Below are 14,845 nucleotides of genomic sequence, written 5' to 3'. Positions count from 1 at the left end.
TGGAGTGCCCATGGGCCAGCCCGTACCGATACCCGACCCGCCCGGCACCACCGGACGGACCGCCTTGCGGGACCGGCTCACCGTTCCGGTGCTGGCCTTCGGCGGGATCCTGATGGCGGTCATGCAGACCGTGGTCGTCCCGCTGCTCCCGTCCCTGCCCCGGCTGACCCACTCCTCCGCGGGCGCCGTCTCCTGGATGGTCACCGCGACCCTGCTCTCCGGCGCCGTCCTCACCCCCGTACTCGGCCGGGTCGGCGACATGTACGGCAAACGGCGGGTCCTGACGGGCGCCCTGAGCCTGATGACCGTCGGCTCCGTCATGTGCGCCTTGTCCTCCGACATCCGCGTGCTCATCACGGCCCGCGCCCTCCAAGGCGCCGCCTCCGCCGTCGTACCCCTGTCGATCAGCATCCTGCGGGACGAACTGCCCCCGGAACGCAGGGGCAGCGCCGTGGCACTGATGAGTTCCACCGTCGGCATCGGCGCCGCACTCGGACTGCCCCTCGCCGCGCTGATCGTCCAGTACTCCAACTGGCACGTCATGTTCTGGGCGACCGGCGCCCTCGGAGCGATCGGCGTCTCGGCGGTCTGGTGGGCGGTGCGCGAGTCGCCCGTCCGTGAGCCCGGCCGCTTCGACGTGCTCGGCGCGCTCGGACTGGCCGTCGGGCTGGTGTGCCTGCTTCTCGGCGTGTCCCAGGGCGGCCAGTGGGGATGGGGCAGCCCGCGGATCCTGGCGCTGTTCCTCGGCGCGGTCGTCGTGCTGGCCCTGTGGTGGTGGCAGCAGCTGCGCACCGAACTCCCGCTGGTGGACCTGCGGTTGGTGTCCCGGCCCCGGGTGGGCCTCTCCCACGTGGCGGCCCTGCTGACCGGCTTCGCCTTCTACGCCAACTCCCTGGTCACCGCCCAGCTGGTGCAGGCGCCCAAGACCACCGGATACGGGCTCGGACTGTCCATCGTCCAGACCGGCCTGTGCTTGCTGCCCGGCGGCATCACCATGCTGCTGCTCTCACCCGTCTCGGCCCGGATATCCGCTGCCCGCGGTCCGCGGATCACGCTCGCCATCGGAGCCGCGATCATCGCGCTCGGCTATGTGGTGCGCATCGCCGACAGCCACGACCTGTGGACGGTCATCCTCGGCGCGACCGTGGTGGCCACCGGCACCACCTTCGCCTACTCGGCACTGCCCACCCTCATCCTGCGCGCCGTCCCGGCCGGCCAGACCGCGTCCGCCAACGGCGTCAACGTCCTGATGCGCACCATCGGCCAGGCCGTCTCCAGCGCCGTGGTGGCCGCCGTACTGGTGCACCACACCAGCCTGATCGGCGGACGCCCGCTGCCCACGCTGCACGGCTACCTGATGGCGTTCGGCATCGCCGCCGCGGTCGCCCTGATCGCCTGCGCGACGGCGCTCACCATCCCCGGCGACGCCACGCCCGACAAGGCGCGGGGCACGGACGGCCGTACCCGGGGCGCGCGGGACGAGGCGCTGGAGGGAGCATGAGGGCCGTGAGCACCCCACCCACCGCGTCCCCGCCCGCACGCCGGGACGCCGAGGCGACCAAGGCGGCCATCCTCAGGGCGGCCCGCTACCTTCTCGCCCGGAACGCGCATGCCGACATCACCCTCAAGACCGTGGCCGAACGCGCCGGTGTCAGCGCCCCGTTGATCCTCAAGTACTTCGGCAACAAGGAAGCCCTCTTCGCCCGCGTGATGTCCTTCGAGTCGGACGCGGAGGCCCTGCTGGACGCCCCGCTCGACGAACTCGGCCGCCACATGGTGCGGCACGTCCTGGTCAGCCAGCGCGAGCGGGGCGCCGACCCGCTGCTGCGCATCGCGTTCGCGCCCCTGCAGGGCGACCACGGCGACATTCTGCGCGTCAACTTCCGCGCCCAGGTGGTCGACCGCCTCGCCGAACGGCTCCCCGGCCCCGACGCCGCCCTGCGCGCCGAACTGGCCGTCTCCACCATCCTCGGCCTCGGCGTGATGTACGGCATCGCACGCGGCACCCGGCTGCGCGAGACCGCGACGGACGTCATCGTGGACCGCTACGGGCCCACTGTGCAGGCCCACTTGGAGTCCTAGGCGTACCGGCGAGCCCTGCGGTACTGCCGGGCCAGGACCCGCAGCGTGGCGAACGCCGACGGCCCCGTGTCGCGCAGCAGGACCCTGCCCCCTGCGCGTCGTACCGCGCCCAGTCGCAGTTCCTGGACGGCGAGCAAGGCGTCGAGGAACGGCCGGTGTTCCGCCGCGACGAGCGCGGGAAGCGCGCGGCAGCCGGCGAGCGTGGTCTCGGCGAGGTCGGCCTGCGCCCGGACCACCTGGTCCAGCGCGGGCACGCACGCTTCCGACCTGCTCCGCAGATCCTCGAACTTCAGCCCGTGCCGGGCGAGTTCGTCCCGTGGGATGCCGATGCGGTCGTTCTCGGCGTCCTCGCGGAGGTCGGCGAGGAAGTCGCTGCGCTGCCAGCCCTCGATCAGATCCCGGCACCCCTTGACGTACGACTCGTACGTTTCGGGGTCGGCCTGCGCGAGCAGCGACGCGGTCAGCATCAGAGCGGGAAGCGAGTAACTGTCCACGTACGCCTGGAAGTCGGCCTCCGTCTCGAAGCCGGTCCAACTCGCCTCGACGGGAGCGCCGTCGAGGAAGGCCCGCACCCGGGCAGCCATGTGCGGGTGACGGCGAGCGGTGTCCCAGAGCGCCAACAGGTCGTCCTGGTGGGGCGGTTCACTGCCCGCAAGGGCCGCCGTGGTCTCGGCGCCCCAGGCGGCGAGGGCCGCCGCACGCGCGTCCACTCCACCCGTGTCGATGAGTTCGTCGGTCGTGTGCATGTAGGCCACCGCGGCGACGACCGGCGGATGCAGCTCCGCCGGCAGCAACAGCCGTACCGCCACGTACTCGTGCAGTGCGTACCTGCGGACGATCCCGCGCTGGGCGTCGTAGGCGCGCCGCAGTCGCGGGTCGGTGATGCCCGCCTTCGTCAGCGCGGTCGGCCAACCGGTCACAATTCTCCCTGTGTCAAGATCCCCGACACAGCCTAGTCAGTGCTAGCCGAACAGCCGGTCCAGGAAGGCGTTCCCGAACACCCCGTGCGGGTCGAGCCGGTCGAAGGTCCCGGCCGCCTGCCCCCACACCGACTCCCCGAACGAACCCGGGACCGCCGTCCCCAGCACCTCCTCGTCGCTCCACGCGGCCTGGTCGGTGTAGGCCCAGCCCTTCGACCACTCGACCCGGGTGCCGTCGTACGAGTGGAACAGGAACTGCTCCAACTCCCGCAGGAATTCCTCCGCGTACGGCGTGCCGGGCAGTGTCAGGACGTCCAGCCAGACCGCCGTGTCCCACTCGGGGTGCTCGGCACTCGGCCGCAGCGCGGACAGCAACGGGGCGCGGGCGCCGGTGAGTTCGGCGTCGGCGGGGTGGTCGAGGCCGGTCACCCGGATCTCGACGGTGCCGTTGACGGGGAACCGGCCGAGCGCGGCGTACGCGGCGAGCCGCTCCCGGTAGAACTCCGTGAACTCGTGTACCACGTGCTGCACTTGGGCCCGGGTGGTGAGCACCGCATAGCCGTTCGCGGTCTCCCGCAGTGTCGTCGGTCTGACGTAGAGCAGCGTGTTCTTCGACGGCCCCCAGATGTCCGCCGACAGTGTCGCCGTCAACCCCAGTGCCGCCACGTCGAGTTGGGCGTTGCCGAGCACCGGCGCCAGATACCACGCGCCGTCGGACAGGATCCGCCCCACCAGATCCGCGACCAGCGTCGGCACATTGTCGGAGAACGGATAGTTGTACGGCGACGAAACGCGCCGCGAGGTCAGCGGCCGGCTCGGCGCGACGCTCCACACCTTCAGCCAGGGGAACTCGGTGAACGCGAACCAGATCGCCTCGGCCCGCCCGGCCTCGTCCAGGAAGTTCGCGAAGGTCCGCCCGTCGGACCCGGGCGCGGCGAAGAGCTCGGTGGCCGGGATGTCCGTACGGCTGAGACAGCGCAGATTCGCGTTCGCCCCCACCCGCAGCGCGACTTCGGTGACCAGTGAACGCCCCAGATGGGTGAGCAGCGCCGCGCAGTCCGCCTCGTCGCGGGTGTAGGTCCGCAGGACGTACGTGCCGGTGTCCGTGTCCCACACCACCGCCGTCAGCGACAGCACCAGATTGCTGAGCGACCCGAACGTGTGCCCGGCCGTCCGCTCCTCACCCTTCGCCGGTACGGCCGTCCCGTGCGCGTCGATGGCCAGGGCGCCGCCGAGCGTCAGATCGCCGGGCGCGGGCGAGGCGGTGAGACCGAGGCCGTGCCCCTCCAGGAACGTGAGCAGCGCCTCCAGGGTGACGCCCGTGCCGGCCCGGACGGTGGAGGCGGAATCCACGGTGAGGCCGGTGAGGTGCGGGGCGGTATCGACCAGCAGCACCGGCGCGTCGGACGCCGTACCGGACTCGATGGTCAGCGGTGACCAGCCGTGCGAGGAGCCGCGGGCGCGGACTCGCCAGCCGTGCTGCCAGGCCCAGTTGACGACGGACACCACCTGGTCGGCGTCGGTCGGCGCGCACGCCCACAGCCCGTCGGCGGTGATCTCGCCGACCCAGTTGCGGTAGGCCGAGCGGTAGAGGTCGACCTCGGCCGGGAAGTCGGGCAGCTCGGCCGCGGCGACGGCCGGATCGGCCGTCAGGAGGACGGGTACGGCGGCCAGCGCCGCCGCCGAGAGGAGGAAGCCCCGACGGGTCCAGGCGGAACTGTCGTTCCCTGTCTGGAGGTTGTTCGCCACGTGATCGGTCACGCGCACACGCTAGGTGGGAGTTGACACGAGTAGGCGTCCTGTCGAACCGGTTCACTCGTGTGAGTGAAAGATTCACAGGTCGCGACCCGGAGGAGCCCGTTCCGCGCATGTCAGTGCCGGATGACAGACTGACGGCATGGACGAACGTGTAATCGGCAGGTCGCAGCAGCAGGCATCCGTCGTCGGCCTCGGCACCTGGCAGCTGGGCGCCGACTGGGGAGACGTCGACGACAAGGAGGCCCTCGCCGTGCTGGAGGCGGCGGCGGAGTCGGGGGTGACCTTCTTCGACACGGCCGACGTGTACGGCGACGGACGCAGCGAGCAGACCATCGCCGCCTTCCTCGGTGGCCGGCCGGATCTGCATGTCCTGGTCGCGACGAAGATGGGCCGCCGCGTCGACCAGATCCCCGAGAACTACGTCCTCGACAACTTCCGCGTGTGGAACGACCGTTCGCGCCGCAACCTCGGCGTCGACCGCATCGACCTGGTGCAGCTGCACTGCCCGCCGACGCCTGTCTACTCCTCGGACGAGGTGTTCGACGCCCTCGACACCCTGGTCGCCGAGGAGCGCATCGCCCGGTACGGCGTCAGCGTCGAGACCTGCGAGGAAGCCCTCACCGCGATCGCCAGGCCGAACGTGACCAGCGTGCAGATCATCCTCAACGCGTTCCGTATGAAGCCCCTGCTCCAGGTGCTTCCGGCCGCGCAGGAGGCGGGCGTCGGCATCATCGCGCGCGTGCCTCTCGCCTCCGGGCTGCTGTCGGGCAAGTACACCAAGGACACGTTCTTCCCCGAGAACGACCACCGCACCTACAACCGCCACGGCGAGGCCTTCGACCAGGGCGAGACCTTCTCCGGCGTCGACTACACGAGGGGCGTCGAGGCCGCCGCCGAGTTCTCCGCCCTCGCCCCCGAGGGATACACCCCGGCCCAGCTCGCCCTGCGCTGGATCATCGACCAGCCCGGTGTCACCACGGTCATCCCCGGCGCCCGCTCACCCGAACAGGCCCGCGCCAACGCGGCGGCCGCCAAGCTCCCCGCGCTGTCCGAGGACACGCTCACCGCGATCCGCGACCTCTACGACCGCCGGATCAAGGACCAGGTGGAGGGCCGCTGGTAGTCCCCGGCGCTGTTTGAACGGTCGGCGGTCCGGTTACACGGACCGCATGACCCAGGAAGACCGGCGGACGGGACGCGACGAGTCCGACGAGGAGCGCGCGGACCGGATGTGGGGCGAGCTCATCCAGGAGGTCCGGGTCGCGCAGACCGGCGTACAGATCCTGTTCGGGTTCCTCCTCACCGTCGTCTTCACCCCGAAGTACGACCAGCTGGAGCACGCGAACCAGGTGCTCTACATCGTCACCGTCGTCCTCGGAGCCACCACCACCGGAGCGCTGATCGGTCCGGTCTCCCTGCACCGCCTGGTGTCCGGCCGGAGCGTGAAACCCCAGGCGGTGCGCTGGGCGTCCCGGCTGACCTTCGTCGGCCTCGTCCTGCTGCTCGCCACGATGACCGCCGCGCTGCTGCTGATCCTCCGGGTCGCGACCCACGACGGCTATGTGCCCTGGCTGGTCGCGGGGGTGGTCACCTGGTACCTGCTGTGCTGGTTCGTACTGCCCATGTGGGCGCGACACCGGCATACGACCCGATGACACCGAGCCGCGTCATCTGCCGGTCGTGGACCCGGCTGAGCACCAGCACCGAGACCGTGGCCCCGATCAGCGCGCAGAACATGTCCCACTGCGTGTCCCACACATCCCCCTGAGTGGCCAGGAACGCGTCCGCGCCGTGCCTGCCGATCACGGCCGCCGCCCACTCGAACAACTCGAAGAGCGCGCTGAAGGCGAGACACGCGCACACCGTGAGCGGCGCCAGCCAGCGGCTGCCGCGCAGCGGCGAGGTGCGGGTGAGCAACTCCCGTACCAGGACCGCCGGTACGAAGCCCTGCATGAGGTGGCCGAAACGGTCGTAGGGATTCCGGCTGAGCCCGAACGTGTCACGGACCCAGTCGCCGATCGGCACCTGCGCGTAGGTGTAGTGGCCGCCCACGGCGAGGACCAGCGCGTGCGCGGCGAGCAGGAAGCACAGGAGGCCGGTGAGGGGGAAGCGCCGCCAGGTCAGGACGATCACCGGGAGTCCGACGAAGACCCACACAGTCTCCAGGAACCAGGTCGTACGGTCGTGCGGATGCCAGGCGGAGAGGGCCATGCCGACGATCACCAGCGCGACCATGGCGGCGGGCAGCCGGCGCCGCGGCGCGGAAGCGAGAACGGACACGATGGGGCTCCCTTGTCGTGGGGAGCCCCATCGTGTCCGAAGGGCGAAGCCGCTACATGAGTACGGCTACTCAGCCGGAGTGGTGCTCTTGCGCAGCGCGGTGAGGCAGCTGTCGATGGCCTGCTGGAGTTCCTCCAGACGCTTGACCATGTCGTCCTCGTAGAAGTCCTGGGCGTCGTCGAAGGTCAGCTCCTCGAACACCTTCGTGGCCTTCTGGAGGCTGCTGTAGAACTTCGTCCGCCGATCCTGGACGCGCAGTTCGGGGTCCGCCTCCACCGTCTCGACGACCAGGTTCTTCATGGTGTCGTAGGCCTCGGTGGCCCACTCGCCGGTGTCCTCGCCCTCCTCCAGCTCGTCGAGCAGCGACAGATGCCGCTCTGCCTCCTGGCGTACGTCGAGGGGCGCGTCGACGGTCTGTCCGGCGGGGGTCTTGATCTGGCCCGACTCGGCGATCTGGCGGACGTAGCCGATCCGGTCCGCCGAGCGGTTCTCCGTCGCTACGGCCTTCTTCAGGTCGTCGGTGCGGACCACGTCGCGGGCCAACTCGGCCTGCAGCTCGGGGTCTTCGCGCACCCGGTCGAGCAGCGCCTGCCGGGCCGCGCGCGCGGTGGACGGGTCGGCGAGGATCGCGGCCCGCAGCGCGGTCGGGTTCTCCGCGACCTCCAGCGCCTTGGTGGGCCGGATACCCTCCGCCTCGGCGGCCTCGGAGATGGCGGTGCCGCGCTCGGAGGTGGCGCTGGAGCGGGAGACGTAGTAGTTCAACCACACGTCGGAGTCCGGGAGTTCGACCTCCTGGCCGGGGGCCAGCTCCTCGAAGTGCGGGACGAGACCGTCGTCCGCGGCCCGGTCCCAGGCCTTGTAGTAGCGCATGACGCGCTCGGGGGAGCAGTCGGCGAGTTCGGCGAACTCCTTCGCGGACACCTTCGGCGTCTCGTCCGCGCTCTGCCCGCCGGGCCGTACGCTGCGCGCCACCTTCAGGCCGAAGGCCCAGCCGCCGGTGCGGGCGTAGGCTCCGAACTCGTGCGCGTCCCGGGCGACGAGGCCGGCGTCGTCGAGGGCGGTGAAGGACGTCTCGGCCTGGTCGATCACTACGGTCAAGGCGGACTCTCCTGGGCTTGGGATGAGGCATGGTGCGAACAGGCAGCCTATATCCACCCATTGCCGCTGGTTTGAGCGCCCGGCCCTGGCGTCGCCGTCAGCTCGCCGACCGCCGGAAGGTCTTGAAGAAGGTCTGCAGCGCCTGGCGGTTGGCCGCATCGTTCCACTCGCCGGCGGGCGTCGTCCACCGTAGCGAGAAACTGCGCCCGCCGCCGAGCAGGAAACCGCGCCCGAGCGTGCGGACCCTGGCGTCGCCGGTGCCGGAGAACCACTCCAGGTCGGCCGCCTTGTCGCCCTGGTACGTCGTGGCCCTGATGTCGCCGATCTGCTGGAAGCCCTCGGTCTGCTTCAGTCCCGGCAGGACGTCGTCGCGCCAGATGGCGACGGGGTCCGGGCCCGCCTGAGTGCTGTAGGTAACGGCGAGTGTGCGCGGGTCGCCCGAGGCGCCGAAGGTGACGCGATAGGCGATGTCGGTCTCCCGCTGGGTGTCCACCACCTTCCAGCCCTCGGGAAGCGCGACGGAGAAGCCCTCCGGTGCCTTGAACACCCGGAAGCCGGCGGGCAGCGCGGAGGCGGTGGGCGACGGGGACGCGGTGACCGAGGGCGAGGCGGAGGCCGCGGGGGAGGTGGGGGATGTCGGTGAAGGCGTGGTGGAGGGGCTGTAGTTGTGTCCGTCGACGTTCTCGCCGGGGGTGCTGGCCGAGGCAGAGGCGGACGGAAGGGGCGAGGGGGAGGAAGCGGCCGACGAGGTCTCGGTTCCCGGGAGCTGGTGGGTTGCGGCGAGGACGGCGACCGTGACGGTGCCGACGGCCAGGGCGGTCCCGACGGCCATGCCGCGCCCGCTCCAGGTGGTGCCCGCGCCGCGGAAGGTGTCGTAGGCCCGCCGCAGCCGGGGCAGCGGGACGGGCGCGCGGTCCGCGTACGGGTCCTCGTGCAGGATGCGGGTCAGGGCCTCGCGGACCACCGGGCGGGTCATCCGCTCGCGGGAGTTCTTGCGCAGCAGCCCCTGGATGACCTGCGCCAGCGGCCCGGCGCGCGACGGGCTGCGCATCGGGAGCCGGTCCACGCCCTTCAAGGTCGCCTCGGGGCGGCCCCGGTCGCGGAACGGCGGGTGTCCCTCGACCAGTGTGTAGAGGATCGCGCCCAGCGCCCACAGGTCGGCGGCCGGTCCGATGCGCTCGTCGCGGGCCTGTTCGGGGGAGGCGTACGAGGGTGCGGTGAGCCGGGGGACGAGGGTGGCGCCGGCGAGTCCGAAGCCGGTGAGGACGACGGTGCCCCGGTCCCGCACGAAGACCTGGCCGGGGCTGAGTTCGCCGTGGGTGATGCCCTCGTTGTGCGCGGCCTCCAGGATGTCGAGCAGTTCGAGGCCGATGCGGGCCGCCCGTACATAGTGGAACGTGCCCTGCTGGGCGAGGAGTTGGCCGAGCGGTGTGCCGTCGATCCAGTCGGTGACGGTCCACAGCGTGCCGGCGTCCTCGACGGCGGCCATGACCTGTGCGACCCGGGTGGGGCTGAGCAGCACCATGATCTCGGAGGTGCGCATGATGGCGGCGGTGGTCCGGCGGGCGCTCTCCTCGTCCAGCGCGCCGGGCAGTGTCACCTGGGTGAGGAGGCAGGGGCGTTCGGCGGCCATGTCCTCGCCGTACCAGGTGACACGGTTCGTCTCGCGATGCGCGACCTCCATGGGCCGGTATCTGCCGGCGACCGACTCGTGTACGGAGACGTGTGTCTCGACCATGGCCATCCCTCGCTGAAACCCCGGGCTCTCACCTTTCCCAGAAGTACGGCGGTTGTGATGGGGTGGTTCAAAGCAACCCCAATTCCCCGGTGGTTCTTGCCTTTTATTCAATCGCGGCGGTCAGGTGTGCGAGGAAATGTCGACGGGAATATCCGTGCCCCGACCTGGCGGTAACCACCGGTAACGAGCGACTTTCCCGCCGTTGGCGCTCTGACCAGGTCCTCTTGCCTCGGTGGGGCGGATCGATGGGCCCGGGGACTTCCCGCAGCTACCTTGCTGTTCCCGGGAGTTCAGATCAGCGGTCGGAAGCGGCCAGCAGGCCGATCAGGTAGACCGTGATGGAACGCTCAAGGGTCGCGGCGAAGGGCGTGCGGAGGAATACGAGACTCGGGTCGTTGGCGTAGGCGTCGCGCACGGCCGTCGCCGGATGGCTGTGCGTCCACAGTGCTCCGACGAGAACGATCGTCATGCTGGCCGCTTCGGCGGCCTCCCGGTCGCCCAGCTCCGGCAGGATCTCCCGCAGCATGGCCGCCAGACCGGCAAGTCCTTCGTGGGCCCCCCGCTTGTACCTCGCGGCCACCTCGGCGGAGACATTGTGCTCAAGGATGCCGGCCTGGGCGCTGAGCAGTTCGCAGAGCATCCTCCGGGACGCGAACGACGAGGCCAGACCCGATGCCGCCGACTCGGCTCTCGCCGTAGCGGATCCCGTGCGGTCGATGCAGGCGGGCAGCTGATCGACCACCTCGGTCAGGAAGTCGCGGGTCAGGCTCTCCAGGAGTTCCAGGAGGACCGCCTCCCGCGACTCGAAGTAGCGCATGACGTTGGACTTCGCGAGACCCACGCGGCGGCTGAGCTCATTGAGGCTCAGGGCCGACACCGGCATCTCGCTGAGCATGGTCGCCGCGGTTTCCAGGATGGTCCGGCGGCGGACTTCGCGCTGCTCCTCGGTTCTGGCGCGCTGGAACGTATTCATGGACATATGTTACAGACCTCCGGTCCCTTGCGTAGAGACCGAAGGTCTCTTATGCTCGAAGAGCCCGCCGGTCTGTTAGGTCGGGCGGTGTCGGTGGCCTGCCCGGCCATGACCGCGAGCCGGTCCGACGCCAGGTCACCAGGCCCCACGAGTTCTGAGAGCGGGAAGCCGTCATGACGAAAAAAGTAGCCCTGGTCACCGGTGCCTCCTCGGGCATCGGCGAAGCCACCGCCCGACAGCTGCAGAAGGCCGGCTTCGTCGTCTACGGCGCGGCCCGGCGCACCGACCGGATGAGCGGCCTTGCGGCGTCGGGCGTGCGCACGCTCGCGCTCGACGTCACCAGCGAGACCTCGGCCGACAAGGCGGTCGCCGAGATCATCGCTGCCGAGGGCCGCATCGACGTCCTCGTCAACAACGCCGGCTACGGCTCGTACGGCGCGCTGGAGGACGTACCCATGGAGGAGGCGCGCGCACAGATCGAGGTGAATGTGTTCGGCCTGGCACGGCTGACTCAGCTGGTCCTTCCGCACATGCGCGCCCAGCGCGGCGGCACCGTCGTGAACATCAGCTCCATGGGCGGCCGGTTCGCCACGCCCATGGGGGCCTGGTACCACGCCGGCAAGTACGCAGTAGAAGGCCTCAGTGACGCGCTGCGCCTGGAAGTCAAGCGGTTCGGCATCGACGTCGTACTCATCGAGCCCGGCTCCGTCCGGACCGAGTGGGGCGCGATCGCGGCCGGCAAACTGCGTGCCGCCTCCGGCCGCGGGCCGTACGCCGAGCAGGCCGACGCGATGGCCAGGTCCCTGGAGCGGAGCTCGCGGCCCGGCGCCCGCATGACCTCACCCGCCACCGTCATCGGCAAGGCCGTGGTCACGGCGGCGACCGCCCGGCGTCCGCGCACCCGCTACCGCGTCGGGTTCGGAGCGCGCCCCCTCATCCTCCTCAACAGGCTGCTGCCGGACCGCACGTTCGACGCGCTCATCAAACGCTCGTCAGGGGTTCCGGCGTGAACGCCGCGCTCTGACACCGACAACTCCCGAGAATCCACCACCAATTCACGAGTGAAGGAAAGACCATGCCCGAATCCACCGGCCCTCGGCCCAAGGCCCTGATCGTCCTGTCGTCGGCACGGCTGCTCCCGCTGAGCGAGCCCGCCGGCCACCCCGGGATACCGACCGGGTTCTTCCTCGTCGAACTCGCCGCCGTCATGGCGGAGTTCGAGAGCGAATACGACTTCATCCTGGCCACACCGGACGGCCAACTGCCGCAGCTCGACGTCAACGGACTCGCTCTCAACTTCCACGCGGGCGCAAACCTCGGCCCTGCCACCGCCCGCACCACCATGCAGATCGGAGTCGAGCGGTTCGGCCCCGCGAAGCTGCGCGAGAAGAACCCCGACCTCCACAAGCGCCGTGAGACCGAACTCGCCCTCGCCCACCGGCTTCTCGGCCGCATCCTGGTCTCCGATCCGCTTCCCAGGACCGACGCGGAGGCCATCTCCGTCCGGGGCGATGTCGTCGCCGGCTTCGACGCGCTGCCGGAGCGCGAGTACCTGTCCGTCCAGCAGCTGATCGAACGGCACCGCGATCCCGCATCCGACTTCTCGCTGGCGGACCTGGCCTTCGTGCACATGCCCGGCGGACACGCCCCGATGGTCGACTTCCACGACAACCCGTGGATGGGGGAGTTGCTCCACACCCTGCGTGAGGTCGACGTCCCGATATCCCTCATCTGCCACGCGCCGATCGCCCTCACCTCGGCGCGCTACCGGGTCGGCGGCGACGGGACGGTCACGACCGATCCCGACCATGCCTTCAAGGGCGCGCGGATCACCACCGTGCCCAAGTACGGCGAAAAGGCGATGCTCGCTTTCCAGTACCCCAAGGTGCCCGGGGAGCGCACGCGCCTGACCTACTACGTCGACGTTTCGCTCAAGGAGGCCGGCTACGACGTCAACCTCACCCTCAACCCCTCGGCCGCAAAGGTGGTTTGGGACGCCGGCCACTCCCTGCTGACCGGCAACGGGCCCCAGGCCGCGGACGAGCAGGCCGCCCGTCTGGCCGAGATCGTGCGCGGCCGGGCGCGCAACTCCCGTTCCATCGCGGGCTAGTTGTGCCCACGGTCAGGCTTCGCTCACCGCGAGCGCCGCCAGTTCGCGGTCGACGGCGTCCTGGTGGGCCCGGGCGTCCTCGCGGGCCCTCTTCGGGCTCCAGCGGCCGGCCATCACGAACACGAAGGGCAGGAAGAGGACCTGGCCGCCCACACAGATCCACCACCAGGTGCGCCACTCGCCGGGACCGTCCTTCGCGGCCTGCTGCACCTTCGGGCCGTACTCCTTGAGCACCTTGAGCTGCGGCTGTGCCTTCTGTACGACGGCCAGGTCGGCGGGGCCGACCTCCTTGACCGCGCGGGCGGCGAGGTCGGCGGGTGTGGTGGTCGGCGTGTACTTGCCCAGTTCGGCGAAGAGTTGGGGGTGCGCGCCGACGACGGCCAGCGCCGGGGCGGCCTGCTTCTGCGCCGCCGCGACCTCGGCGCCGTGCTCGACGAGCGGGGTGACCGAGGTGACCAGCACCGGGATGAACGCCGCCGACACGGCGACCACGATGCGTACCGTCCAGCCCCAGACCGCGAGGCCGGCGGCGGTCGCGGCCGGATTGCGCTTCTCCACGGTCTCGGTGAAGCTCGCCATCCAGGGGGCGTAGGCGATTCCGCTGAACACGCCGATCGCGACGAACAGCCAGGCGAAGGTGTAGTAGCCGGTCGTCGCGTGGGTGGCCCGTGAGGCGAAGACCGCGGTCGCCACTACGGCACCGATCCCGCCGACGATCATGAAGGGCTTGCGCACCAGCAGCCGGTCCGAGAGCAGGCCGGCCACGATCAGCGCGAGGGCGTTCGCGGCCCAGTACCAGTTGGCCAGGCCGTTGGTGCGCTGCTCGCTGTAGCCGAAGGTGGTCGAGAAGTAGACGACGAAGTTGCCGACGGCGGCGTAGTAGAGGAGCAGGAAGACCGCGATCGCGAAGGCGGAGCCGAGGATGTCCAGGCGCAGCATCTGCCGCCACTCGCCGCGCCGTACCGCCTCGGTGTCCAGTCCCTTGGCGCGGGCTTCGACCAGGGCCCGGTCCCGCAGGCTCACCATGATCTGGTCGCGCAGCCCGGGCGACAGCTCGCGCAGGGCGAACAGGGCGACGGCGAACACGATCAGCCCGGCCGCCCCGGAGTAGCGCAGCTCGTCCTGCCAGCCGGCGGAGTCGAGGGTGCTGCTGGTCACCGAGGTGACGACCAGGCTGCCGATGACCGGGCCCATCGTCCAGTAGCCCATCGCGGTGGCGCGGCCGAGCTGCGGTGAGAAGTCCCGTATCAGCGCCGGGGTCGCGACCAGCACGATGCCCTCGATGACGCTGACGACGGCGAACAGCACCAAGTACGCCGTCTTGTCGGCCGCGTTGGGCAGTCCGAAGAAGACGAGAAGCGCGGCGATCAGCAGTCCGTAGACCACGAGGTTCGCCCGTCCCCAGCGGTCCGCGAGGCCGGCCACGAGGGAGGCGAAGGCCCCGAAGGCGTTGCCTATGACCGAGACCCACACGAAGTAGCGGTAGGTCATGTCGAAGTGCGTGATGATCGACGTCGCCACCGCGTACTGGATGTAGAGCATGTAGTAGAGGACGACGGTCGTGACCACCACGATCGCCAGATACGACATGCGTCGCCCAGTGGCCGGATACGCCGGCAGATCGCGGCGGTACAGCCGGGCGAGCGCGCCACGAGAGTCGGCGCCGGGCGCGTCGGTACCGGGGTTACTCGTGTCAAAGGGTGCGGAAGCGGAAGACATACGACTCCCTTTGGAGCTGCTGGGGACGGGGTGAGCGGCGGGAGGGTGGGGGTCCTTCCGTTCGGCGGAGCGTAGTACCGACTAGTCGGTACGGCTAGATGCGTGACAAGCCTTCGCACGCGGGGTCGAGAACGGGACCCCGCGTGCGGCAAGACGGCATCGCCTGT

13 protein-coding genes are annotated in these 14,845 nt (G+C 70.3%); 6 read left to right on the top strand and 7 right to left on the bottom strand.

Annotated features, from left to right (window positions below; all coding sequences use genetic code 11):
• The first annotated feature begins 10 nt into the window (after nucleotides 1-10).
• Nucleotides 11-1,501 (top strand): MFS transporter, encoded by a 1,491-nt coding sequence (locus OH768_RS03820; RefSeq protein ID WP_406449994.1) that lies wholly within the window; start codon nucleotides 11-13, stop codon nucleotides 1,499-1,501.
• The gene (locus tag OH768_RS03815) at nucleotides 1,498-2,082 is read left to right on the top strand and encodes a TetR family transcriptional regulator (RefSeq protein ID WP_406449992.1); all 585 of its coding nucleotides are present in this window, start codon (nucleotides 1,498-1,500) and stop codon (nucleotides 2,080-2,082) included. The genes OH768_RS03820 and OH768_RS03815 overlap by 4 nt, the downstream gene beginning before the upstream one ends.
• Here OH768_RS03815 and OH768_RS03810 read toward each other — a convergent pair.
• On the bottom strand, nucleotides 2,079-3,002 hold the full coding sequence (locus OH768_RS03810; RefSeq protein WP_406449990.1) for a squalene/phytoene synthase family protein: 924 nt from the start codon (nucleotides 3,000-3,002) through the stop codon (nucleotides 2,079-2,081). The genes OH768_RS03815 and OH768_RS03810 overlap by 4 nt on opposite strands.
• 42 nt (nucleotides 3,003-3,044) lie before the next feature.
• A complete protein-coding gene (locus tag OH768_RS03805) occupies nucleotides 3,045-4,769 on the bottom strand; it encodes a cholesterol oxidase substrate-binding domain-containing protein (RefSeq protein ID WP_406449988.1) in 1,725 nt (574 codons plus the stop codon).
• Nucleotides 4,770-4,899: 130 nt separating this feature from the next.
• Between OH768_RS03805 and OH768_RS03800 the strand changes: the two genes are divergently transcribed.
• Nucleotides 4,900-5,883, top strand: a complete 984-nt coding sequence (locus OH768_RS03800) for an aldo/keto reductase (protein WP_406449986.1) — start codon at nucleotides 4,900-4,902, stop codon at nucleotides 5,881-5,883.
• 46 nt (nucleotides 5,884-5,929) lie between these two features.
• On the top strand, nucleotides 5,930-6,415 hold the full coding sequence (locus OH768_RS03795) for a DUF6328 family protein (protein ID WP_406449984.1): 486 nt from the start codon (nucleotides 5,930-5,932) through the stop codon (nucleotides 6,413-6,415).
• On the opposite strand, the gene OH768_RS03790 is transcribed toward OH768_RS03795, so the two are convergent.
• The 4 genes from OH768_RS03790 to OH768_RS03775 form a co-directional block, all read right to left on the bottom strand.
• Nucleotides 6,348-6,995: a DUF2238 domain-containing protein gene (locus OH768_RS03790; RefSeq protein ID WP_406465130.1), complete on the bottom strand. Its 648-nt coding sequence runs from the start codon at nucleotides 6,993-6,995 to the stop codon at nucleotides 6,348-6,350. The two genes, OH768_RS03795 and OH768_RS03790, sit on opposite strands and share 68 nt — an antisense overlap.
• A 111-nt stretch (nucleotides 6,996-7,106) precedes the next feature.
• Nucleotides 7,107-8,129 (bottom strand): hypothetical protein, encoded by a 1,023-nt coding sequence (locus OH768_RS03785; RefSeq protein ID WP_406465128.1) that lies wholly within the window; start codon nucleotides 8,127-8,129, stop codon nucleotides 7,107-7,109.
• 106 nt (nucleotides 8,130-8,235) lie between these two features.
• On the bottom strand, nucleotides 8,236-9,882 hold the full coding sequence (locus OH768_RS03780; RefSeq protein ID WP_406449982.1) for a serine/threonine-protein kinase: 1,647 nt from the start codon (nucleotides 9,880-9,882) through the stop codon (nucleotides 8,236-8,238).
• A gap of 289 nt (nucleotides 9,883-10,171) precedes the next feature.
• Nucleotides 10,172-10,849, bottom strand: coding sequence for a TetR family transcriptional regulator (locus OH768_RS03775; RefSeq protein ID WP_406449980.1), 678 nt, complete (start codon nucleotides 10,847-10,849; stop codon nucleotides 10,172-10,174).
• A gap of 173 nt (nucleotides 10,850-11,022) precedes the next feature.
• Between OH768_RS03775 and OH768_RS03770 the strand changes: the two genes are divergently transcribed.
• On the top strand, nucleotides 11,023-11,859 hold the full coding sequence (locus OH768_RS03770) for an oxidoreductase (protein WP_406449978.1): 837 nt from the start codon (nucleotides 11,023-11,025) through the stop codon (nucleotides 11,857-11,859).
• Nucleotides 11,860-11,924: 65 nt separating this feature from the next.
• A complete protein-coding gene (locus OH768_RS03765) occupies nucleotides 11,925-12,959 on the top strand; it encodes a hypothetical protein (protein ID WP_406449976.1) in 1,035 nt (344 codons plus the stop codon).
• Nucleotides 12,960-12,971: 12 nt separating this feature from the next.
• On the opposite strand, the gene OH768_RS03760 is transcribed toward OH768_RS03765, so the two are convergent.
• Entirely contained in the window at nucleotides 12,972-14,678 is a 1,707-nt protein-coding gene (locus tag OH768_RS03760) for a nitrate/nitrite transporter (RefSeq protein WP_406449974.1), read from the bottom strand.
• Nucleotides 14,679-14,845 lie beyond the last annotated feature (167 nt).

This window comes from Streptomyces sp. NBC_01622 (assembly GCF_045209635.1).
Taxonomy (GTDB): domain Bacteria; phylum Actinomycetota; class Actinomycetes; order Streptomycetales; family Streptomycetaceae; genus Streptomyces.
The sequence above is the reverse complement of the archived record's forward strand: the minus strand, read 5'-3'. Positions and strand labels throughout refer to the sequence as shown.

What these genes read in the sequence shown, in the direction of transcription:
- OH768_RS03820 (WP_406449994.1), top strand. Translation starts at nt 11, where the DNA reads ATGGGCCAGCCCGTACCGATACCCGACCCGCCCGGCACCACCGGACGG.
- OH768_RS03815 (WP_406449992.1), top strand. Translation starts at nt 1,498, where the DNA reads ATGAGGGCCGTGAGCACCCCACCCACCGCGTCCCCGCCCGCACGCCGG.
- OH768_RS03800 (WP_406449986.1), top strand. Translation starts at nt 4,900, where the DNA reads ATGGACGAACGTGTAATCGGCAGGTCGCAGCAGCAGGCATCCGTCGTC.
- OH768_RS03795 (WP_406449984.1), top strand. Translation starts at nt 5,930, where the DNA reads ATGACCCAGGAAGACCGGCGGACGGGACGCGACGAGTCCGACGAGGAG.
- OH768_RS03790 (WP_406465130.1), bottom strand. Translation starts at nt 6,995, where the DNA reads ATGGTCGCGCTGGTGATCGTCGGCATGGCCCTCTCCGCCTGGCATCCG.
- OH768_RS03780 (WP_406449982.1), bottom strand. Translation starts at nt 9,882, where the DNA reads ATGGCCATGGTCGAGACACACGTCTCCGTACACGAGTCGGTCGCCGGC.
- OH768_RS03775 (WP_406449980.1), bottom strand. Translation starts at nt 10,849, where the DNA reads ATGAATACGTTCCAGCGCGCCAGAACCGAGGAGCAGCGCGAAGTCCGC.
- OH768_RS03770 (WP_406449978.1), top strand. Translation starts at nt 11,023, where the DNA reads ATGACGAAAAAAGTAGCCCTGGTCACCGGTGCCTCCTCGGGCATCGGC.
- OH768_RS03765 (WP_406449976.1), top strand. Translation starts at nt 11,925, where the DNA reads ATGCCCGAATCCACCGGCCCTCGGCCCAAGGCCCTGATCGTCCTGTCG.
- OH768_RS03760 (WP_406449974.1), bottom strand. Translation starts at nt 14,678, where the DNA reads ATGTCTTCCGCTTCCGCACCCTTTGACACGAGTAACCCCGGTACCGAC.